The organism is Streptomyces sp. NPDC008150 (assembly GCF_042956945.1).
Classification (GTDB): domain Bacteria; phylum Actinomycetota; class Actinomycetes; order Streptomycetales; family Streptomycetaceae; genus Streptomyces.
The window spans coordinates 175074-195204 of sequence record NZ_JBIBHJ010000003.1 but is presented as its reverse complement, the minus strand read 5'-3'; the positions used below and the strand labels follow the sequence as shown (position 1 = coordinate 195204).

Below are 20131 nucleotides of genomic sequence, written 5' to 3'. Positions count from 1 at the left end.
GCCACCACGGTCACGCCCAACTGCCCGTCCCGCGGGCCTCGTCGGGCCGTGCCGACGGTCAGAGCTTGCCGAAGCCGTAGTCCATCAGCTTCTTGGCGTCCGCCGTGCGGTTCGCGACCGACGACGACGTCAGGACCGTACCGATGACGGTCTTGCCGTTGCGCGTCGCCGCGAAGACGAGGCAGTACTTGGCGTTCGAGCCGGAGCCGGTCTTGACGCCCAGCGTGCCCTTCCAGCCGAGCAGGGTGTTCGTGTTGGTCCAGCTCATGTAGCGGTAGCCACCGGACTTGGTGGTGACCTTCTGCTTGGTCGACTTGGTCTTGACGACCGCGCGGAAGGTGCTGCTCTTCATGGCGCTGCTGGCGATCTTCGTCAGGTCCCTGGGCGACGAGTAGTTGCCGCCATTGCTTATCCCGTCGAAGGAGTCGAAGTGGGTGTTCTTCAGACCCAGCGTCTTCGCCGTGCTGTTCATCTTGCCGATGAACGACTTGACCCGCGCGGCCCGGGTGGTGCCCGTGCCGAACTTGTCGGCGAGCGCGTACGCGGCGTCGCAGCCCGACGGCAGCATCAGCCCGTACAGGAGCTGCTTGACGGTGACCTTGTCACCGACGATCAGGTGGGCCGAGGACGCGCCCTTGGAGACGATGTAGTCGCTGTACGCCTTCTGGATCGTCACCTTGGAGTTCAGGTTCAGATTCTTCTGGGCGAGCACGACCTTCGCGGTCATGATCTTCGTGGTGGAGCCGGTCGGGCGGCGGGTGTCCGCGGCCTTCGAGTAGAGCGTCTTGGCGTTCGCGTTGTTCATCACGAAGCCGCCCTTGGCGACGATCGTGGGCGTCGCGATGGCCTGTGCGGGAGCCGCGGCGAGCGCACCCGTGGCGAGCACCGCGCCCGCGGTCACGACGACTGCGGCGGCTCTGCGGACGCGGGTGCCCCGAATAGGAGTTATCAAGTGAGATTCCCCGATTGATGTGAATTCCCCTGGTGTGCGGCGCCGTTGAGAGTCCATCCACCTCAAGTGCCGCACATACGTGACTTGTAACTAGCACACCGGGTTGTGGTGCTGCCAGGAGAGACCCGTGGTTCTCACGGACGGGTGACCTTTTTCGCGCGCCCGCCCCGGCGGTGCGGTCCGCATCCTGGACGGCCACCGGCATGCGTACGTGTTGTATCTATGCTGTGGACATGACCGTGGCCGTGAAACAACCACCCGCCGCCGAGCGTGTCTACGCGCACGTCAAGCAGGGTGTGCTCGACCGCCGCTACGAGGGCGGCACCCTGCTGACCGAGGGCGAACTCGCCGAGGCCGTCGGCGTCTCCCGCACCCCCGTGCGGGAGGCCCTGCTGCGCCTGGAGGCCGAGGGGCTGCTCCGGCTGTACCCGAAGAAGGGCGCCCTCGTGCTGCCCGTCTCCTCCCAGGAGATCGCCGACGTCGTCGAGACCCGGCTGCTGGTCGAGGAGCACGCCGCCCGCAAGGCGGTACCCGCACCGCCCGCGCTGCTGGCCCGGCTGGAGGAACTGCTCGCGCTCCAGACGGAACAGGTCGCCGCCGGGGACCTCGCCACCGCCGCCGTCACCGACCGCACCTTCCACGCCGAGATCGTCCGCGTGGGCGGGAACGACATCCTCTCCCGCCTCTACGACCTGCTCCGCGACCGGCAGTTGCGCATGGGCGTCGCCGTCATGCACTCGCACCCGGAACGCGTCGCGAAGACGCTCACCGAACACCGGCAGATCCTCGACGCACTGCGCTCCGGGGACGCCGCGGCGGCCGTCGAGGCCGTCCACCGTCACGTCGAGTGGGTCGCGCACGTGGCCCGGGGGGAGGTCCGATGAGTTCCGCGAGCACTCCGGCGGGAGGCTCCGCGGGGAGCCCGGGCAAGGGCCCCGCGAACGGCACGGCGGGCGGCACGGGAGGCGTCGCGGCCCTGCTGAAGGATCCGCCCGGCGGACCGCGCGCCGTCGTCGTGTGGAGCGTGGGCGTCGCCGTCTACTTCGTGGCCGTCATCTTCCGCACCTCGCTCGGCGTCGCCGGCCTGGACGCCGTCGACCGCTTCCACGTCAACGCCTCCGCGCTGTCGACCTTCTCGATCCTCCAGCTCTTGGTCTACGCGGGCATGCAGATACCCGTCGGCCTCATGGTCGACCGGCTCGGCACCAAGAAGGTGCTGACCATGGGCGTCCTGCTGTTCACCGCAGGCCAGCTCGGCTTCGCGTTCTCCTCCTCGTACGGCGCCGCCCTCGCCTCGCGCGCGCTGCTCGGCTGCGGCGACGCGCTCACCTTCATCAGCGTGCTGCGCCTGGGCACCCGCTGGTTCCCCGCACGGCGCGGGCCGCTGGTCGCCCAGCTCGCCGGCCTCGTCGGCATGGCGGGCAACCTCGTCTCCACGCTCGTCATCGCCCGCCTGCTGCACGGCCTGGGCTGGACCGCCGCGTTCGCGGGCAGCTCGCTCGCCGGTGTCGTCGTCCTCGTCCTGATGACCCTGTTCCTCAAGGACCACCCCGAGGGCTTCGCGCCGGAACCGCTGCCGCACCGGGGGGCCGCGTTCGTCCGCCGCCAGATCGCCGCGTCCTGGCGCGAGCCCGGCACCCGGCTCGGCATGTGGGTGCACTTCACGACGCAGTTCCCGGCGATGGTGTTCCTGCTGCTGTGGGGGCTGCCGTTCCTCGTCGAGTCGCAGGGGCTCAGCCGCGGTACCGCGGGCGACCTGCTCACCCTCATCGTGCTGTCCAACATGGCCGTCGGCCTCGTCTACGGACAGGTCGTCGCCCGCCACCACACCGCGCGGCTGCCCCTCGCCCTCGGCACGGTGACGGCCGTGGCCGTGATGTGGGCGGTGACACTCGCCTGGCCCGGCGACCGCGCCCCGATGTGGCTGCTGATCACGCTCTGCGTGGTGCTCGGCGCGTGCGGGCCCGCCTCGATGATCGGCTTCGACTTCTCCCGGCCCGCCAACCCGCCCGAGCGCCAGGGCACCGGGTCCGGCATCACCAACATGGGCGGCTTCATCGCCTCCATGACCACGCTGTTCGCGATCGGCGTCCTCCTCGACGCCACCGGCGACAACTACCGGATCGCGTTCTGCGCGGTGTTCGTCCTCCAGGCGCTGGGCGTCAGCCAGATCCTCCGGCTGCGCGGCCGGGTGGCCCGGCGCGAACGCGAACGGCTGGTGGCCAGCCGCGTGGAGACGGTGCACGTACCGGTCTGAACCCGGCTCGGAACGAGGGGAGTCGGCCAACACGGCGCGCGGTGGCCGGACTTGTCCGGCTACGGCCGAACAGGCGCCCCCCGCCGGGCCGTTCGGCACCTCACCGGGTCACCGGACCCGCCGTGGGCTCAGGTGGTCACCGTGAAGTTGCGCAGGATCGCCGCGGTCAACTCCGGGTCGCCCTCCGCCTTGATGCGGTCCGACACCGAGTCGAGGGCGACGCGGCCGCAGGACAGCCGCACGTACGTCTCCCAGTCGAGCGAGAGCGTCGCGGCCGGGCCGAGCGCGGGGGCGGTCTCCAGCGTGCCGCGGCCCTGGATGTCCACGCGGATCGTGCGCAGGAACTCCAGGGGCCCGTGCACGTCCAGCACCACGGCCGAACTGCGCGGCGCCTGCGCCTTGTCGGCGACGATGGCGGGCATCGCCTCCAGGAGGACGTCACGGGCGACGTGCGCGCCGGGCGAGTCGAGGTCGCCGGGCCGCCCGAGAGCGGCCCGCAGGTCCTGCTCGTGCACCCACACGTTGAACGCGTGCCGGCGCATCGCGTCCTCCAGCGTGACCTCCGCACCGAGCGTGCCGCGCATCTTCGCGTCCGGCTGCCGGTTCTCGTTCCGGAGCTGTCGGTTGCGGCGGATGATCGTGTACTCCAGCTCCGACGTCATCTCCGGCGCCGTGTGGTGCCGGCGGACGTCGACCTGCATCTCCATGTACCGCTGGTGCTCGTTGGTGACGTGGTAGAGGTCGCGCGGGAGCGTGTGGATCGGGCGGGGGTCGCCGAGCATCTCGCAGTCCATGCCGATGACATGGGACACGATGTCCCGCACGGACCATCCCGGGCACGGCGTCCGCCGGTTCCAGTCGGCCTCCGCGAGCGGCTGGACCAACTCGGATATCGCTTCGATGGAGTGGGTCCAGGCGTCGGCGTAGGGCTGGAGAGTGGAATGCAGACTCACGGAACGGGACCCCTCGGCGGTCGGTACTCGGTCGGTCGGGCAGTGGCGGGATTGCCAGCGGGAGGTGGCTCACGGCGGGTGTCTTGGACGCTAAGTTACGCTGCCGCGAGGCACCCCGGCAGTGCTTTCGTGTGACGATCGTAGGCCCGTGTGGCCGACTCGAATGCCAGGGCGGTGGTAGTGTTCGCGCCCCGCTCCGCCAGACCGCAGTAGACGGGGGCGAAACGGTCGGAACCTGTCGTCGCCGGACGTCTTCACCGGTACGCGGCTCCCGCGCCGCCGCCCGCGACGCAGCGTGACGAGAACGCCACCACCCCGGCCGGCCGGGCGACTTCACGCCACGGCACGCCAACGGGGCGCCACCGCCGACCGGTTGGGGCGCCCCCCGGGTTCCCGCCCGTGGCTCAGTCCTCGCGCTCCTTCTCCGCCAGGTGGATCACACACACGGCGACGGCGATGAGCAGCGCGGGGTCCGCGTCGTCACGGACGACGTCCACGCCGTACGTCTCGCGGACGTGCAGCCAGCGGCGCGAGATCTGCGCGAGCAGCTCGCCGTCGTAGTCGATGCCGAACTCGCGGTCGAGGATCTTGCCGCTGACGTCCAGCTCCGTACCGTCCACCAGGGACACCCGGTAGTGGTTGCGCAGCAGGGACAGCCGCTTGTGCCTGATGGTCGCCAGCGTCTCGCCGTCCCGCTGGATGACCATGGTGTCCCGCAGGGCGAACATCTTCTTGTGGATGTCGATGAGGACGCGCCCCCGCGTGTCCTTCAACTCGAAGGTGTCCCGCAGCCGCATGGCCTTGCCGTCCACGAGGAACACCTTGTTGCCGTCGCTGTCCTCGATCCAGTAGTCGTCACCGAACCCGAGAAGCCGGTCGCGCACGAGAAATCTCATACCGGACAGGTTCCCCCGGACCGCCCGCCCAGACGACGCGGCAACGCCGGTACGCCACCGCCCGAACACCTCACCCGGACCGCCACCGGCCCTCCGCGTGACCCCACGGGCGGATCGCACAGATCTCCCAGGAGAAGCGCCGTAATCGCGCCTGTTCCACGTACGCAGCCGTGTCGCCGTAGTTGATGTTGAGGTGGCGTCCCAGCACGACCGTGGCCACGCTGTGCGCCCCGGCGGCCTTCAGCGCGGCGGACGCGGACTGCGCGTGGTTCCCGGTGGTCCACGTGTCGTCGACGAGCAGCACGTTCTCGCCCCAGAGCGCGGACGACGTGTAGCGCTCCGACGAGGCCGTGCGGCCGAGATTCCGCGCACCTGGTGTCGGCGTGAGTAGGTCGCGATGGCGGTCGCGCGTGACGTCGACCAGGCCGGCGACCATGTCGCGGAGCGGGTGGTCGCCCCGGCCGCCGGTGCTGGGCACAGTGGTGACGGTGTCGAAGCCGGGCACCGCGCAGTGCTGCGCGACACAGGCCTCGTGCAGGGCGAGGAAGCGCCACAGGACGGCTGCCAGACCCGTGCGGAAGTACTGTCGCTGGGGGCCGACGACATTCTTGTAGCGCCACAGTTCGTTGGCGTACTGCTCGCCCTTCAGCGCCAGGCTCAGGGGGACGACGACGTCGGCGACACCCTCGTTGAGGACGTCGCGGGTCTGCTTGCACTGCAGACAGGTGGGGAAACCCGTTCTCGCTGTGCCGCGGCAGACTTGGCAGACACCGGGGCCCGGCAGCAGCGGATGAACGAGGAAGTTGGCGTAGCGCGCGGCCAGCTCGACGACGGTTGCCATCCGGTGCCGCCGGTCAGGTCCAGGTGAGCTCGCCCGCGGCGGGGACGAGGGAGTCGAGTTCACCGAAGACGTCGTCAGGGCCGTCGACCACGGTCGTATTGGGGCGGGCCGCGTATTCCCGAGCCCACTCGTGGGTCATCAGGGAGCGCATCAGAAAGACGCGTCGGCCGTGCTCCAGGGCGAGGCGGGCCTGCATGCGGGCCCCGCTGCGGTACGCAGCCTCGACCACCACGGTGGCCAGGCTGTAGCCGCTCATCACAGCGTTGCGCAGGGGGAACGAGACCTTCGACGGCGGAGCGTCCGGCCAGAACTGGGAGATCAGCAGCCCCCGTTCAGCGATTTCCTGCTGGAGCCGCGTGTTCTGCGCCGGATAGGTGCGCCGCAGACCGGTGCCGATCACGGCGACGGTCCGGCCGCCGACGGCGAGAGCGGATCGGTGCGCGGCGGTGTCGATGCCGGCGGCCAGGCCGCTGACCACCGTGACTCCGCGCTCGGCGAGCCCTCCGGCGATGGCCCGGGCGTGGGCAACGCCCTCCGGACTGGGGGCCCGGGTGCCGACGACCGCGACCCGGAGATCCTCGACGGCGGGCGTGCCGCGCAGGAACAGGAAGGGCGGGCGCTGGTGGACCAAGCGCAGATTGAGCGGATAGTCGTCGTCAAGGATGGTGACCAGCCGCATGCCCTCGCGTTCCCAGGCGGCGATCTCGTCAGCGACGGAATCCAGGTCGGATGCCGGTTCGGTGTCGAAGAGGGCGCCCTGCCCGGCGGCGTCGATCGCGTTCTCAAGAACGTCACGCGCGCTTCCGACAGCCTCGATCCGGTCGGTGAGCTCGGGCCAGGAACGATCGCCGCGCCGCAGCAGCGCGACGAGCGCCGCTCGCTCCAGTTCCTGGTCCATACGACCAAGTATAGGAAGAGCGTCCAAGCTCGGTCGGCGGAACGCGGGGAGCCGAGCGGCCGTCGGCGCGACCCCTCCGGGAGTGCCGCAGGTCACTCTCCCGGGGATGGCACCCTTGAGGTATGAACGACGCCTCCCCCGCGCCCCGCCGTGTCCGTGTCCGTGCCCCCGAGCTGGTCGGTGAGGGTGGCTGGCTGAACACCGGCGGCAAAGAGCTCACCCTCGCCGAACTGCGAGGCAAGTGTGTTGTCGTGGATTTCTGGACCTTCTGCTGCATCAACTGCCTGCACGTCCTCGACGAGCTGCGGGAGCTGGAGGAGAAGCACCGGGACACCCTGGTGATCATCGGGGTGCACTCGCCCAAGTTCGTGCACGAGGCCGAGCACGCCGCCGTCGTCGACGCCGTCGAGCGGTACGGCGTCGAGCACCCGGTGCTGGACGACCCGAAGCTCGCGACGTGGAAGCAGTACGCCGTGCGGGCCTGGCCCACGCTCGTCGTGATCGACCCGGAGGGGTACGTCGTCGCGCAGCACGCCGGCGAGGGGCACGCGCACGCCATCGAGCGGCTGGTCGAGGAGCTGGAGGCCGAGCACGCCGCGAAGGGCACCCTGCGGCGCGGCGACGGACCGTACGTGGCGCCCGAGCCGGCGCCGACCGTGCTGCGGTTCCCCGGCAAGGCGCTGCTGCTGCCGGGCGGCACGTTCCTGGTCAGCGACACGACCCGGCACCAGCTCGTGGAGCTGGCCGAGGACGGCGAGAGCGTCGTGCGGCGGATCGGGTCCGGGACGCGCGGTCTCGTGGACGGTCCCGCGGACACCGCCGCGTTCAGCGAGCCGCAGGGGCTCGCGCTGCTGGAGGACGGCGCGGTCGTCGTCGCCGACACGGTCAACCACGCGCTGCGCCGCCTGGACCTCGGGTCCGGCGAGGTGACGACCCTCGCCGGGACCGGCCGCCAGTGGTGGCAGGGGACGCCGACGTCGGGTCCGGCCCGCGAGGTCGACCTGTCGTCGCCGTGGGACGTGGCCGTCTTCGGCGGCCGGGTGTGGATCGCGATGGCGGGCGTGCACCAGCTCTGGACGTACGACCCCGCCGACGGCACGGTGGCCGTCGCGGCCGGCACCACCAACGAGGGCCTGGTCGACGGACCCGGTGCCGAGGCGTGGTTCGCGCAGCCGTCGGGCCTCGAAGCGGCCGGGGACCGGCTGTGGCTGGCGGACGCGGAGACGAGCGCCCTGCGCTGGGTGGACCTCGACGGCGCCGTGCACACGGCGGTCGGCACCGGTCTGTTCGACTTCGGGCACCGCGACGGCGACGCCGGCCAGGCGCTGCTCCAGCACCCGCTGGGCGTCACCGCGCTGCCCGACGGCTCGGTCGCGGTCAGCGACACGTACAACAACGCGCTGCGCCGCTACGACCCGGCGACCGGTGAGGTCACGACGCTGGCGACGGACCTGCGCGAGCCGAGCGACGCGGTGCTCGTCGGCGACGACATCGTCGTCGTCGAGTCGGCCGGGCACCGGCTGACCCGGCTGCGGTTGCCGGAGGAGGCGGTCAAGGTGTCGTCGGTCGCCCACCGCACGCAGCGGGCGGCCACCGAAGTGGCGCCCGGGAAGCTGGAGTTGGACGTCATCTTCCAGGCGCCGTCGGGCCAGAAGCTCGACACGCGGTACGGGCCCTCGACCCGGCTGCTGGTGTCGTCGACGCCGCCCGAGCTGCTGGCCGGGGGCGAGGGCGCGGGCACGGACCTCTCCCGGGTCCTGGAGCTGAACCCGGACGTCACGGAGGGCGTGCTGCACGTGTCGGCGATGGCCGCGTCCTGCGACGACGACCCGGCCAACGAGTACCCGGCCTGCCACGTCCACCAGCAGGACTGGGGCGTGCCGGTGCGGATCACGGCGGACGGTGCGGTCCGGCTCCCGCTGGTGCTCGCGGGAATGGACGGCTGATCCGCCAAGTCCCGCCGCTGTCAGGGGAGTCGGGGCCCCGCCGCGCGGAACAGCGCGAGCAGGGACCGGCCCGCCGGTGAGTCGGGTGCGAAGAACTGTGTGGCTGACGGGGGCGGGACGGCCGGTCCGTGCATGCGGACCTCGTGGCAGGTGAAGCAGAACGCGGCCTCGAACAGCGGGAGTTCGAGGGTCTCGTCGTACGCCCGGACGCCCCACCCCGGGAAGAAGCCGCAGCGGTGCTGGGCGCTGCCGGGCAGCGTGGCGATCAGTGCGAGGGCGTCGGCGGCGTCGGCCCCGGTCCAGTGGGCGACGGCCGGGCCGGGGTAGGGCGCGGCGCGGTCGACGGGCAGCCCGGTGATCCGTACCACCTCGACGAGTGCGGTGGCGGTGACGGCGTCGGCGGGAAGCTGCATGCGCACAGTGTGCGGTGCGGCGGCCGGTTCTCCGAGGTCCTCCCGCCCGCACGCATGCCGAACGGCCGGGCTCCCGTGCTCCGTCGGACACCGTTGGCGGTGTCCGTACGGAGGGGGAACCCGGCCGTCGGGCGGTGCGGGGGCGTGCTCACGGTGCCGGACGGTGCCGTACCGCGGTGTCTCCTGCCGTGCTCGTGCTCGTGCGTGCCTTCGTGCTCGTGGGTACCGGAACCGTCGGAGATGGCCGGGGCCCGCGGGCGTCACACGCCGTAGCCACCGTCGCTGTAGCCGTCGCGGCTGGCGTGCCGCTCGCCCTCGACGACGGTGGTCGTCGGCGCGACGACGCGGCGGCGCCGGGCGATGCTGCTGAACGTCGTGACACCGATCAACCCGACGATCATCAGGATGATCCCGACCAGATCCAGGTTGACCCCCTGCATGTGCCAGTCGGTCGCAAACGTGAGGATCGCTCCCACGGCGATGAGGACAATGCATCCGCCGAGGCCCATGAGTGTCGCCTCCCTGTCGAGTCCGGGCCGGTGACTCCGGTTCCGGTCAACTCCGGGTACCCGGGGGCTCGATGAGCATGTGCGGGTGCACGTCTTTCTCGTCCGTGCACCCGTGCGCCGCTTGACCCGGCGGCCCCGGGAGCGGGGGCGCGGACCCCGCGCCGGGCCTCGCGGAACGTGGTGCCACGCACTCGCGGAACCCGGCGCACGGAACGGGAGTTCAGCCCTTGAGGAACGAGACGAGGGCGTTGGCCAGCAGGAACGGGTCGTCTGCGCCGCACAGTTCACGGGCGCTGTGCATCGACAGGATGGCCACGCCGATGTCGACGGTCTTGATGCCGTGCCGGGCCGCGGTGATGGGGCCGATGGTGGTGCCGCAGGGCAGCGCGTTGTTGGAGACGAACGACTGGAAGGGGACACCGGCCCGTTCGCAGGCGGCGGCCCACAGCGCGCGGCCCGAACCGTCGGTGCTGTAGCGGTTGTTGGCGTTCACCTTGAGGATGGGGCCGCCGTTGGCGCGCGGGTGGTGCGTCGGGTCGTGGCGCTCCGCGTAGTTGGGGTGCACGGCGTGGCCGACGTCGGAGGAGACGCAGACGGTCGCGGCGAACGCGCGGGCCTTGTCCTCGTAGCTGCCGCCGCGGGCGAACACCGAGCGTTCCAGTACCCCGCCGAGGAGCGGGCCGTCGGCGCCGGTGTCGCTCTGCGAGCCGTTCTCCTCGTGGTCGAACGCGGCGAGGACGGGGATGTACGGCAGGTCGCCGCCGCGCGAGGTGACGGCGACGAGGGCGGCGACGGCGGCGTGCACGGACAGCAGGTTGTCCAGGCGGGGGCCGGCCATCAGCTCGCGGTCGCGGCCGAGGTAGGCGGGTGCCTCGACGGAGTGGACCATCAGGTCCCAGCCGGTGACCTCGCCCGCGCCGATCTCGGCCTCCTCCTCCAGGAAGGCGACGAGGTCGCCGTCGCGCACGGAGTCGCCGAGGCCCCACACGGGCTGGAGGTGGCGCTGCTTGTCGAGCTTGAGGCCGTCCGCGGTGACGTTGCGGTCGAGGTGGATGGCGAGCTGCGGGACGCGCAGCAGCGGCCGGTCGACGTTGACGAGGCGGGTGGTGCCGTCGCGCAGGGTGAGCCGGCCGGCGATGCCGAGGTCGCGGTCGAGCCAGGAGTTGAGCAGGGGGCCGCCGTAGACCTCCACGGCGACCTGGCGCCAGCCGTGCGCACCGCTGTCGGGGCGGGGCTTCACGCGCAGGTTGGGGGAGTCGGTGTGGGCGCCGACGATCCGGAAGGGGGTGTGCGGGTCCGCGCCCTCGGGGACGTACCAGGCCACGATCGCGCCGCCGCGCAGCACGTACCGGCCGCCGGTCGTCCCGTCCCAGGCGTCCTCCTCCGCGAGCTGCCGGAAGCCGGCCTTCTCCAGGCGCTCGGCCGCGCTCGCCACCGCGTGGTAGGGCGAGGGGCTGGCCGTGAGGAAGGACATGAGGTCGTCGGTGTGACCGCGGTCGAAGAGGGGGGATTCGCTCATGAGTCCACCTTAACGACGGACCAGAGCCCGTTCCGGGGGGACCGGAACGGGCTCTGGTACGGACTTTCCTACGGCTCCCGCCGGGCGTCGGGCGACGGACCGGCGCGGTGGCGCGGGCGGACGGTCAGAAGGCCGCCTCGTCCAGCTCCATCAGGTCCAGCTCGACGCCGCCGGCCAGCTTGCGGGCCAGCGTGACGCCGGGCAGGACGGTCGCGGCGAAGAACTTCGCGGCGGCGATCTTGCCCTGGTAGAACGCCTTGTCCTTGGCGGAGGCGGTCTGCAGCTTCTCGGCGGCGACGGCCGCGCCCTTCAGCAGCAGGTAACCGACGATGACGTCGCCGGAGGCGAGCAGCAGGCGGGTGGTGTTGAGGCCCACCTTGTAGATGTTCTTGACGTCCTGCTCGGTGGCCGCGAGGTCGGTGAGCATGAGGCCGACGATGGCCTCCAGCTCGGTGGCGGCCTTCGCGAGGTGCTCGCGGGAGCCGGCCAGTTCCTCGCCGCCGGTGGCCAGCGCCAGGAACTGCTTGATGTCCTCGGCGACCGAGTTGAGGGCGGCGCCCTGGTTGCGGACGATCTTCCGGAAGAAGAAGTCCTGGCCCTGGATCGCGGTGGTGCCCTCGTACAGGGTGTCGATCTTGGCGTCCCGGATGTACTGCTCGACCGGGTACTCCTGGAGGAAGCCGGAGCCGCCGTAGGTCTGGAGCGACTGCGCGAGCTGCTCGTAGCCCTTCTCGGAGCCGTAGCCCTTGACGATGGGCAGCAGCAGGTCGTTGAGCGCGTGCTCGGTGGCCGCGTCGGCGCCCTCGGCCTCCTTGACGGCGATGGCGTCCTGGATCGACGCGGTGTACAGCACGAGGGCGCGCATGCCCTCGGCGTACGCCTTCTGCGTCATGAGGGAGCGGCGCACGTCGGGGTGGTGGGTGATGGTGACCTTGGGGGCGGTCTTGTCCATGAAGTTCGCCAGGTCGGGGCCCTGGACGCGCTCCTTGGCGTACTCCAGGGCGTTGAGGTAGCCCGTGGAGAGGGTGGAGATCGCCTTCGTGCCGACCATCATGCGGGCGAACTCGATGATGCGGAACATCTGGCGGATGCCGTCGTGCCGGTCGCCGATCAGCCAGCCCTTGGCGGGGTGGCGGTCGCCGAACGTCATCTCGCAGGTGTTGGACGCCTTGAGGCCCATCTTGTGCTCGACGTTCGTGGCGTAGACGCCGTTGCGCTCGCCCAGTTCGCCGGTCTCGAAGTCGAACTCGAACTTCGGGACGAGGAAGAGGGACAGGCCCTTGGTGCCGGGGCCGGCGCCCTCGGGGCGGGCGAGGACGTAGTGGAGGATGTTCTCCTCCATGTCGTGCTCACCGCTGGTGATGAAGCGCTTGACGCCCTCGATGTGCCAGGAGCCGTCCTCCTGCTGCACGGCCTTGGTGCGGCCGGCGCCCACGTCCGAGCCGGCGTCCGGCTCGGTGAGGACCATCGTCGAGCCCCACTGCTTCTCGACGGCGACCTTCGCGGCCTGCTTCTGCGCCTCGGTGCCCTCCTCGAAGAGGATGCGGGCGAAGGCGGGGCCGGAGGAGTACATCCACACGGCGGGGTTCGCGCCGAGGATCAGCTCCGCGTAGGCCCAGATCAGGGACGGGGGCGCGGTGGTGCCGCCGATCTCCTCGGGCAGGCCCAGGCGCCAGTACTCGGAGTCCATGTAGGCCCGGTAGCTCTTCCTGAAGCTCTCCGGGACGGGCGCGGTGTTGGTGGCCGGGTCGAAGACCGGCGGGTTGCGGTCGGCGTCGGCGAACGACTCCGCCAGCTCGTTCTCGGAGAGGCGGGTCATCTCCGCGAGGATGCTTTTGGCGGTGTCGGTGTCCATCTCCGCGAACGGGCCGGACCCGTACAGCTTGTCGCGTCCGAGCACCTCGAAGAGGTTGAACTCGATGTCCCGGAGGTTCGATTTGTAGTGCCCCATGGCGACGGCTCCGTCAAGAGATCGGCGATCGGCGTGATCGGCGAGGCACTGTCTGTCTCCTCGCACTCGTTTCACGTACCAACAAGTAGCTACGATGATGCTACCCGTCGGTAATAAGACGCAACCCCGATTGGGTCATCTGTGACTCAGTAGGCTTCGTTCCATGTACGGATACGGCCAGACGATGGACGGCGGCGGTCAGCAGCAGTACGCCGGCGGTCAGCAGATGCCCGGGCAGCAGATGCCGGGCGCCGACGGGTACGGCCGGCAGCAGCACCAGCAGCACTATCCGGAGCCGTCGCCGCCGTCGCTCGCCGAGGCGGTGCGCGCCTTCACCAGCGGTCAGGTCCAGGCGGAGGACTTCCAGCAGGTCTTCGCGTCCTCCAAGGTCTACTGCCCGCGCGGCGACAACCCCGGCTTCCTCGCGCTGCACAACACCCAGCAGCCCGTGATCCCGATGTTCACCTCGCTCAAGGAACTGCGCCGGTACGCGGGCAAGGAGTCCAAGTACTTCGTGATCACCGGTGCCGAGGTGATCGACCTGCTGCCCACCGGCTACGGCTTCGTCCTGGACATGGAGGGCGAGCACCGCATCGTGTTCGACGCGAAGTCCGTCGAGCAGATGGTCGACTTCGCGATGCGCCGCATGTACGGCTGAGAGCGGCGCACCGCGCGCGTACGGACGCGCACGCACGAACGGCCGGCGGCCCGCCCACGGTGAATCCGTGGGCGGGCCGCCGGCCGTTTCCGCCGGGTACGCGCGTGCGGCGCGGGCCGCTGCGCGGGCTCAGCCCGCGTTGATCTTGCCGGCGGCGAACTGGGCGCCGGACTCGACGCTGCCGTTGAGCTGGTACGTCAGGTGCGCGGCGATGTTCGTGCCGTTGGCGCAGACCGGGTCGCCCAGGTTGCAGAACTCCTTGGCCTTCGGCCCGTACAGCGCGCTCGCGCTGGTGATCGTCTGCCCGTACAGGCGCAGCGGGTTGCCGAAGGCGACGACGGCCTTCACGCGCGGGGCGAGGGCGGTGGGGATGGTCGAACCGCTGCCCAGCAGGGTCGGGATGCCGATGGAGATGTCGGTGACGCTGGCGCCCTGGGAGTAACCACCCAGCACGAACGAGGTGTTGGGGCAGCTCGCGGCGGTGCTGGTGACGTGGTTGGTCATGTCGGTGGCGCCGGGACCGGCGCTGGTCTGCGCGGCGTTGGCCGCGTAGTTGACGGCGTACGAGCTGACGGACCTGCCCGGCAGGTCGCTCTTGATGTTGCTCACGAGCGGGGTGCCGACGATGCCGAGCCCGGCGGTCTCGCCGGTGCCGCGGGCGAAGACCACGTCGACGTCGGAGCAGGCGGCTGCCGAGGCCGAGGGGGCGGCCGCCACGGTGAGACCGGCGGAGCCGGCGACCAGGGCGAGGGCGAGGGCGGTGGAGCGGCGGCGCAGGGGGGTGCGGGACATGGGGGTGTGTACCTCTCTCGCGTACGGCGGGCCGGGACGCTCGGGCCGGGGGCCCGGGGAGCCCGTCCCTCCGCATCGGTTGGGACGCGAGGACCGTACGGACCGGACCCCCGTCCGCGTACCGGCGAAATCACCAGTCGTCCCGCGCGCCACCCGCCCGGCCCAGGTGGCGGCGCCGGGGAATGTCCGCGACTCGCGGGTGGTTCTGGGTGGCAGAAAGTTCAACGCTCAACTAAAGTGAGTCCTACATCGCCCAAGGAGGTACGGACATGCCTGCCGTGACCGTTGAGAACCCGCTGACCCTGCCCCGCGTGACCACCGGTGCCGACGCCGTCCCGCGCAAGGTGCTGACCGTGACCACCGCGCCCAGCGGCTACGAGGGCGAGGGCTTCCCGGTCCGCCGTGCCTTCGCCGGGATCAACTACCGCCACCTGGACCCGTTCATCATGATGGACCAGATGGGCGAGGTGGAGTACGCGCCGGGCGAGCCGAAGGGCACCCCCTGGCACCCGCACCGCGGCTTCGAGACCGTCACGTACATCATCGACGGGATCTTCGACCACCAGGACAGCCACGGCGGCGGCGGGACGATCACCAACGGCGACACCCAGTGGATGACGGCGGGCTCGGGCCTGCTGCACATCGAGGCGCCGCCGGAGTCCCTCGTCGTGTCCGGCGGCCTCTTCCACGGGCTCCAGCTGTGGGTGAACCTCCCGGCCAAGGACAAGATGATGGCCCCGAAGTACCAGGACCTGCGCAGCGGCGAGGTCGGCCTGCTGACCACGCCGGACGGCGGTTCGCTGATCCGCGTGATCGCGGGCGAGCTGGACGGCCACCAGGGTCCCGGCGCGACCCACACGCCGATCACGATGATCCACGCGACGGTGTCGCCGGGCGCGGAGCTGACGCTGCCGTGGCGCGAGGACTTCAACGGCCTCGCGTACGTGCTGGCCGGCCGCGGTTCGGTGGGCGCGGAACGCCGCCCGATCCACCTGGGCCAGACGGCGGTCTTCGGCGCGGGTTCGTCCCTGACGGTCCGCGCGGACGAGAAGCAGGACTCCAACACCCCGGACCTGGAGGTCGTCCTCCTCGGCGGCCGGCCGATCCGCGAACCGATGGCGCACTACGGCCCGTTCGTCATGAACACCCGCGACGAACTCCAGCAGGCCTTCGAGGACTTCCAGAAGGGCCGCCTCGGCTCGATCCCGGCGGTGCACGGAATGTCGGCGGAGGGGCCGCAGGGCTGACGGCCCGGCAGGGCCGCCCGGACACCGGGAAACGGCCGGGGCGGCCGGCGGGAGAACCTCCCGCCGGCCGCCCCGGCCGTCGTCGTCCGCGCCCGGAGGCGGTCGCGGTACAACCCCGGCGGCTTCTCGTGTGTCCAGTGGGGCGAGCGGGCTTCGCGGGCTGTCGTTCCGGCCGTGCCGCGGTCCGAGCAGTCCTCGTCCCTCGCCGTCTCCGTCCTATTGCCCGGGAGTCCCGTTGCGCAGAGCAGCCACGGCCGCCGCCGTGCTCGCCCCCCTTCTCCTCGCCGCCGCCCTCACCCCGACGGCGGCCTCCGCCGCGAGCCCGTACAAGGGGGGCAACACCGCTGCCGTCCAGGACGACTTCAACGGTGACGGCTACCGGGACCTGGCAGTCGGCGCGCCCTACGCCGCCAACGGCAGCGTCGAGGAAGCCGGGGCCGTCGTCGTCCTGTACGGGTCGGCCTCGTCCGTGAGCACCACGCGCCGGACGGTCATCACCCAGGCGACCGCCGGTGTCCCGGGCGATCCGGAGGAGTGGGACGCCTTCGGCACGACGGTCGCCGCAGCCGATCTGGACCGGGACGGCTACGCGGACCTGATCGTCGGCACGCCGAGGGAGGCGGTCGGCACCAACGAACTCCGGGGCTCCGTGACCGTCGTGTGGGGCGGGCCCGGCGGACTGTCGGGCGGTGCGAGCATCTCCGTCCCGGCCGGCTTCGGGGCGGGCAGCAGCTACTGCAGCTTCGGCAACTCCCTGGCCACGGGTGACATGGACGGGGACGGCGCCCCGGAGCTGGCCGTCGGATCGGAGTGCGAGGGCGCCTCCTACAGCGGTCCCTTCACCCGTACGGGCAAGGCGGCCTCCAGCTATCGGGACGCGCGTTCAGGCGAGGTCCGCAGCGTGGTGATGGGTGACGTGAACGGTGACGGCAGGGCGGAGCGTTTCTGGCTGCCCGGACCCACGACCGGCGACCTGCGCGGACCGGTACTCGTCGACAACGGCCCCCCGACGGCCGACCACTCCGCCAATTGGCCCACCAAGCTTCCCTATGCGGACGGTCACACCGGGCAGATCGGTGACATCAACGGTGACGGTTACGGCGACCTCGTCACCGGCATCGCGGACGACGACTCCCTGATGAACGCGACCGGCGCGGCGCACAGCGGTGGCGAGATCCAGGTCCTGTACGGAGGCGCGCAGGGCATCACCGCCGACCAGAAGCCGCAGGTCTTCCACCAGGACACGGCGGGAGTCCCGGGCGCGGCCGAGGACGGTGACCAGTTCGGGCAGTCGCTCAGCGTCGGCGACGTCAACGCCGACGGGTACGCCGACGTCCTCGTCGGCTCCCCCGGCGAGGCGGTCGGCAAGCTCGAGTCGGCGGGCACCGCCGTTCTGCTGCGCGGCTCCGCCTCCGGCCTGACCACGGCCAAGGCGGTCGGATACACCCAGAACACGGCGGGCATACCCGGCGCGGCGGAGAGCGGCGACCAGTTCGGCGCGGCCGTCCACCTCGCCGACCTCACCAAGGACGGGAAGGCCGAGACGGTCGTCGGCGTCCCCACGGAGAACAGCGACGGCTGCGTGTGGACCGCCCGCGGCTCGGCCTCCGGCCCGGTACTCGGCGGATCGGTCAACCTGTGCGGCAAGAATGCGGGAATCACGGTCAAGAACACCAAGGGGTACTTCGGAGTGGCGCTGACGAGCCCGCACGTCTCTCTCTGACGCTCCGGCGGAGCACCGGGCAGGGCCCGCCGACCTGACGTGGCGTCACCCGGGCGGGCCGTCCCGGCAGGACGGCCCGCCCCGCGCGTGCTGGGGTGGGGACGTGCACCTGCTCCCGGAACCCGCCCGCCGTCTCGCCGCCTGGTGCATCGTCATCCTGCTGGTGGCGGGGGTGGGGTGGGTCGGGATCCGGCTGTGCGTGGAGTTCCGCACGGCGGTCACGCCGGTGCTGCTCGCGCTCCTCGGGTCCGCGCTGCTGGGGCCGCTGTACCGGCGCCTGGTCAAGGCCCGGGTCAACCGCTCGCTCGCCGCCGGACTCACCTGTGTCGCCGTGGTCTGCGTGGTGGGGGGCGCCGTCTACATCGTGGTCGCGGCGCTCGTGGACACCGGCGACCAGATCGTCTCCTCGCTGAAGGCGGCGGCCACCTCGCTCTCCGAGCACTTCGGCGCCGCCGGCACCTCGCTGGACGACATCGCGGGCAACGCCAAGGACCTGCTCGGCAAGTACGGCGGCACGGCGGCCTCCAACGTCATCAGCGGGGTCAGCGTCGTCGGCGAGACCATCGCCCTCGCCGTGCTCGCGCTGCTGCTGGTCTTCTTCTTCCTGCGCGACTCCAACCGGGCCGCCGAGACCCTGCGCAACCTCGCGCCGAGCGGTACGGCCGACGTCGTCGAGGCGATGGCCCGCCGGGCGTTCGGCGCGGTCGAGGGGTTCATGCGCGGCACCACGGTGATCGCCCTCATCGACGCGACCTGCATCGCGGTCGGCCTGCTGATCCTCGACGTCCCGGGCGCGGTGGGCCTGGGCGCGCTCGTCTTCGTCGGCGCCTACATCCCGTACCTCGGCGCGTTCCTGTCGGGCGCGGTGTCGGTCCTGGTGGCGCTCGCCGACCGGGGGTTCGTCATCGCGCTGTGGGCGCTGGGGGTGGTGCTCGCCGTGCAGGTGCTGGAGGGGCACGTGCTCCAGCCGATGATCCAGAGCCGCACGGTGCAGATGCACCCGGCGCTGGTGATGGTGGCGATCACGGCGGGCGCGTCGGTGGCGGGCATCCTCGGCATGCTGCTGGCGGTGCCGCTGACGGCGGCGGGGTTCGGGGTGTACCACGAGCTGCGGGACCGGTTCGGGGCCGCGCGGGACGCTCCGTCGGCCCCGGGACCAGGCACCGGTCTCCCCGGCGGCCCGGCCCGCGAGACCGGTGCCTGATCCCGGCGGGCGGCGTCCGCCGGTCTCCCCCGGGGTTCAGCGCCCGTCGCCCCCCGCGAGCGTGTGGGCGACGAGCGCGGTGGCGTGGCCGTGGCCGAGGCCGTGTTCGGTCTTGAGCCAGGTGACGAGCTGTCCGTGCCGGGTGAGCGGGGACGAGCGGATCAGCTCGACCCACTCCGGCACGGGGCGCCCGTACTTCTTCTCGATGGAGGGGAAGTAGCTCGCGGGGCCCTTCGCTTGAGTGGTCATGTCCGTCTCCCTCGCGGTCGTGGTGCGGTGTGCTGCCGTGTCACTGATGACCGCGGGGGACGGGCAATCTCATCGGTCGGCGGCGCCGCAGTGTCCTCAGTGCGGGAACGCCCGCGGCTTGCGGACCGTCACCGTGTTCCTGAACTGCGCTATGCGGGAGTGCACTTGGCGGGCCAGGTAGGTGTCCTCGATCAGGTCCAGGTAGAGGCAGCGGGCCGCCAGGCCGGGGAGTTCGAAGGCGAAGTACAGGGACATCAGGGGGTTCACGAACAGCTCGCTGCCCCGGGTGCGTTCGGTGAAGCGGACGTCGCCGAACGCGCCCCGCACGGCCGCCGCGACCTGGCCGTTGACGATGCTGGGGTGGTCGGCAGTCTCACGCTGGGCGTGGTCGACCGCGTCGAGGTAGAGGGCGCCCTCACGGCTCGCGCGCGGTATCGAGAACGCCCCCAGGTAGGCCGAGGCGCGCTCCAACGCGGCGATGTTCTCCAGGACTTGTACGTGATTGACGCCGTGGTACGCGTCCACGCCGAAGCCGACCGAGACCACCAGCCGGGTGGGGACCTCGTCCAGCGCGGCCAGGGCGGCGACGCTGGTCAGGTCCTCCTCGGGGGTGCCGAGGCCCGTCTCGTCGCCGCGCATCAGGATGTCGGTGCCGCCGTCGACCAGCACCACGGCGTCGATCCCGTGCCGTTCGATGAGCGACCGGTAGGCGGCGCGCAGCGGGATCACGCCGGTCTGCGGGAAGGCGTGGACGGTGGACGGGTAGTCGTGCGCGTGCAGCCACCGGGCGAGGGTGCGTTCGGGGAAGTACGCGTGGTGCGGGGCCGACTCCGGTGTGACGACCGCGAGTTCGGGCGCCGGCCACGCGTCGGGCGGGAGTCCCGCGAGCGAGCTGAAGGAGAGGTTCGCGAGGTGGACCCGTCTGCCCCGGTGCAGCAGGGCGAGGGCGAGGGGCAGACCGGAGTAGATGTCGAAGCCGCCGCCCGCGCCGGCCACGAGGATGCTTTCGGCGCCGTCGAGCCGTGCGAAGAGCGGGTTGGTGTCCAGCGGCAGCGTCATGCCGCTCATTGTGCTGAGGGCGGCGGACGGGCGGGGAGGATTTTCCCGCCCGCCGCCCGCCGCC

Annotated in this window: 19 protein-coding genes; 7 read left to right on the top strand and 12 right to left on the bottom strand. The window is 71.4% G+C overall.

The features are described from left to right. Positions 1-58: 58 nt before the first annotated feature. Positions 59-952 (bottom strand): serine hydrolase, encoded by an 894-nt coding sequence (locus ACFZA0_RS10165; RefSeq protein ID WP_391013886.1) that lies wholly within the window; start codon positions 950-952, stop codon positions 59-61. 233 nt (positions 953-1185) lie between these two features. On the opposite strand from ACFZA0_RS10165, the gene ACFZA0_RS10160 reads away from it, so the two are divergent. Together ACFZA0_RS10160 and ACFZA0_RS10155 are read left to right on the top strand one after the other, a co-directional pair. Then, positions 1186-1836, top strand: a complete 651-nt coding sequence (locus ACFZA0_RS10160; RefSeq protein ID WP_391013884.1) for an FCD domain-containing protein — start codon at positions 1186-1188, stop codon at positions 1834-1836. Then, complete coding sequence (locus tag ACFZA0_RS10155; RefSeq protein WP_391013883.1) at positions 1833-3209, top strand: MFS transporter; 1377 nt, start codon at positions 1833-1835, stop codon at positions 3207-3209. Before ACFZA0_RS10160 ends, ACFZA0_RS10155 begins: the two co-directional genes overlap by 4 nt. A gap of 128 nt (positions 3210-3337) precedes the next feature. Here ACFZA0_RS10155 and ACFZA0_RS10150 read toward each other — a convergent pair whose 3' ends face one another. From ACFZA0_RS10150 to ACFZA0_RS10135, 4 genes are all read right to left on the bottom strand, one after another. Then, on the bottom strand, positions 3338-4162 hold the full coding sequence (locus tag ACFZA0_RS10150; protein WP_391013881.1) for a maleylpyruvate isomerase family mycothiol-dependent enzyme: 825 nt from the start codon (positions 4160-4162) through the stop codon (positions 3338-3340). Between the two features lie 404 nt (positions 4163-4566). Further along, a complete protein-coding gene (locus ACFZA0_RS10145) occupies positions 4567-5058 on the bottom strand; it encodes an LURP-one-related family protein (protein WP_391013879.1) in 492 nt (163 codons plus the stop codon). 70 nt (positions 5059-5128) lie between these two features. Beyond that, positions 5129-5899, bottom strand: coding sequence for a hypothetical protein (locus tag ACFZA0_RS10140; protein WP_391013877.1), 771 nt, complete (start codon positions 5897-5899; stop codon positions 5129-5131). Between the two features lie 13 nt (positions 5900-5912). Further along, positions 5913-6797 carry a DNA-processing protein DprA gene (locus ACFZA0_RS10135; RefSeq protein ID WP_391013875.1) on the bottom strand — a complete coding sequence of 295 codons (885 nt, stop codon included), beginning with the start codon at positions 6795-6797 and terminating at the stop codon, positions 5913-5915. 122 nt (positions 6798-6919) lie between these two features. Here ACFZA0_RS10135 and ACFZA0_RS10130 point away from each other — a divergent pair, with 122 nt between their 5' ends. Beyond that, entirely contained in the window at positions 6920-8743 is a 1824-nt protein-coding gene (locus ACFZA0_RS10130; RefSeq protein ID WP_391013873.1) for a thioredoxin-like domain-containing protein, read from the top strand. Between the two features lie 20 nt (positions 8744-8763). On the opposite strand, the gene ACFZA0_RS10125 is transcribed toward ACFZA0_RS10130, so the two are convergent. The 4 genes from ACFZA0_RS10125 to ACFZA0_RS10110 all read right to left on the bottom strand — a co-directional run bounded on the left by ACFZA0_RS10125 (position 8764) and on the right by ACFZA0_RS10110 (position 13135). Next, positions 8764-9156: a hypothetical protein gene (locus tag ACFZA0_RS10125; protein ID WP_391013871.1), complete on the bottom strand. Its 393-nt coding sequence runs from the start codon at positions 9154-9156 to the stop codon at positions 8764-8766. Positions 9157-9416: 260 nt separating this feature from the next. Continuing rightward, complete coding sequence (locus ACFZA0_RS10120; protein ID WP_391013869.1) at positions 9417-9665, bottom strand: DUF6458 family protein; 249 nt, start codon at positions 9663-9665, stop codon at positions 9417-9419. Between the two features lie 220 nt (positions 9666-9885). After that, positions 9886-11184 carry a M18 family aminopeptidase gene (locus ACFZA0_RS10115; protein ID WP_391013868.1) on the bottom strand — a complete coding sequence of 433 codons (1299 nt, stop codon included), beginning with the start codon at positions 11182-11184 and terminating at the stop codon, positions 9886-9888. A gap of 124 nt (positions 11185-11308) precedes the next feature. After that, complete coding sequence (locus ACFZA0_RS10110) at positions 11309-13135, bottom strand: acyl-CoA dehydrogenase C-terminal domain-containing protein (protein WP_391013867.1); 1827 nt, start codon at positions 13133-13135, stop codon at positions 11309-11311. Between the two features lie 163 nt (positions 13136-13298). On the opposite strand from ACFZA0_RS10110, the gene ACFZA0_RS10105 reads away from it, so the two are divergent. Continuing rightward, positions 13299-13793, top strand: coding sequence for an SseB family protein (locus ACFZA0_RS10105; protein WP_391013865.1), 495 nt, complete (start codon positions 13299-13301; stop codon positions 13791-13793). Between the two features lie 129 nt (positions 13794-13922). Here ACFZA0_RS10105 and ACFZA0_RS10100 read toward each other — a convergent pair whose 3' ends face one another. Next, entirely contained in the window at positions 13923-14585 is a 663-nt protein-coding gene (locus tag ACFZA0_RS10100; RefSeq protein WP_391013863.1) for a cutinase family protein, read from the bottom strand. A gap of 269 nt (positions 14586-14854) precedes the next feature. Between ACFZA0_RS10100 and ACFZA0_RS10095 the strand changes: the two genes are divergently transcribed. The 3 genes from ACFZA0_RS10095 to ACFZA0_RS10085 all read left to right on the top strand — a co-directional run bounded on the left by ACFZA0_RS10095 (position 14855) and on the right by ACFZA0_RS10085 (position 18759). After that, positions 14855-15832 carry a pirin family protein gene (locus tag ACFZA0_RS10095; protein ID WP_391013861.1) on the top strand — a complete coding sequence of 326 codons (978 nt, stop codon included), beginning with the start codon at positions 14855-14857 and terminating at the stop codon, positions 15830-15832. Positions 15833-16067: 235 nt separating this feature from the next. After that, a complete protein-coding gene (locus ACFZA0_RS10090; RefSeq protein ID WP_391013859.1) occupies positions 16068-17555 on the top strand; it encodes a hypothetical protein in 1488 nt (495 codons plus the stop codon). A gap of 103 nt (positions 17556-17658) precedes the next feature. Then, on the top strand, positions 17659-18759 hold the full coding sequence (locus tag ACFZA0_RS10085; protein WP_391013857.1) for an AI-2E family transporter: 1101 nt from the start codon (positions 17659-17661) through the stop codon (positions 18757-18759). Positions 18760-18795: 36 nt separating this feature from the next. On the opposite strand, the gene ACFZA0_RS10080 is transcribed toward ACFZA0_RS10085, so the two are convergent. After that, a complete protein-coding gene (locus tag ACFZA0_RS10080) occupies positions 18796-19008 on the bottom strand; it encodes a DUF4287 domain-containing protein (RefSeq protein WP_391013856.1) in 213 nt (70 codons plus the stop codon). A gap of 96 nt (positions 19009-19104) precedes the next feature. After that, entirely contained in the window at positions 19105-20076 is a 972-nt protein-coding gene (locus tag ACFZA0_RS10075; protein WP_391013854.1) for a DUF1152 domain-containing protein, read from the bottom strand. Positions 20077-20131: the final 55 nt, after the last annotated feature.

Excerpts from the sequence above, each read along its gene's own strand:
- ACFZA0_RS10160 (WP_391013884.1), top strand. The coding sequence starts at position 1,186 with ATGACCGTGGCCGTGAAACAACCACCCGCCGCCGAGCGTGTCTACGCG.
- ACFZA0_RS10075 (WP_391013854.1), bottom strand. The coding sequence starts at position 20,076 with ATGAGCGGCATGACGCTGCCGCTGGACACCAACCCGCTCTTCGCACGG.
- ACFZA0_RS10105 (WP_391013865.1), top strand. The coding sequence starts at position 13,299 with ATGTACGGATACGGCCAGACGATGGACGGCGGCGGTCAGCAGCAGTAC.
- ACFZA0_RS10155 (WP_391013883.1), top strand. The coding sequence starts at position 1,833 with ATGAGTTCCGCGAGCACTCCGGCGGGAGGCTCCGCGGGGAGCCCGGGC.
- ACFZA0_RS10080 (WP_391013856.1), bottom strand. The coding sequence starts at position 19,008 with ATGACCACTCAAGCGAAGGGCCCCGCGAGCTACTTCCCCTCCATCGAG.
- ACFZA0_RS10110 (WP_391013867.1), bottom strand. The coding sequence starts at position 13,135 with ATGGGGCACTACAAATCGAACCTCCGGGACATCGAGTTCAACCTCTTC.
- ACFZA0_RS10145 (WP_391013879.1), bottom strand. The coding sequence starts at position 5,058 with ATGAGATTTCTCGTGCGCGACCGGCTTCTCGGGTTCGGTGACGACTAC.
- ACFZA0_RS10125 (WP_391013871.1), bottom strand. The coding sequence starts at position 9,156 with ATGCAGCTTCCCGCCGACGCCGTCACCGCCACCGCACTCGTCGAGGTG.
- ACFZA0_RS10130 (WP_391013873.1), top strand. The coding sequence starts at position 6,920 with ATGAACGACGCCTCCCCCGCGCCCCGCCGTGTCCGTGTCCGTGCCCCC.
- ACFZA0_RS10095 (WP_391013861.1), top strand. The coding sequence starts at position 14,855 with ATGCCTGCCGTGACCGTTGAGAACCCGCTGACCCTGCCCCGCGTGACC.
- ACFZA0_RS10115 (WP_391013868.1), bottom strand. The coding sequence starts at position 11,184 with ATGAGCGAATCCCCCCTCTTCGACCGCGGTCACACCGACGACCTCATG.
- ACFZA0_RS10135 (WP_391013875.1), bottom strand. The coding sequence starts at position 6,797 with ATGGACCAGGAACTGGAGCGAGCGGCGCTCGTCGCGCTGCTGCGGCGC.
- ACFZA0_RS10140 (WP_391013877.1), bottom strand. The coding sequence starts at position 5,899 with ATGGCAACCGTCGTCGAGCTGGCCGCGCGCTACGCCAACTTCCTCGTT.
- ACFZA0_RS10100 (WP_391013863.1), bottom strand. The coding sequence starts at position 14,585 with ATGTCCCGCACCCCCCTGCGCCGCCGCTCCACCGCCCTCGCCCTCGCC.
- ACFZA0_RS10120 (WP_391013869.1), bottom strand. The coding sequence starts at position 9,665 with ATGGGCCTCGGCGGATGCATTGTCCTCATCGCCGTGGGAGCGATCCTC.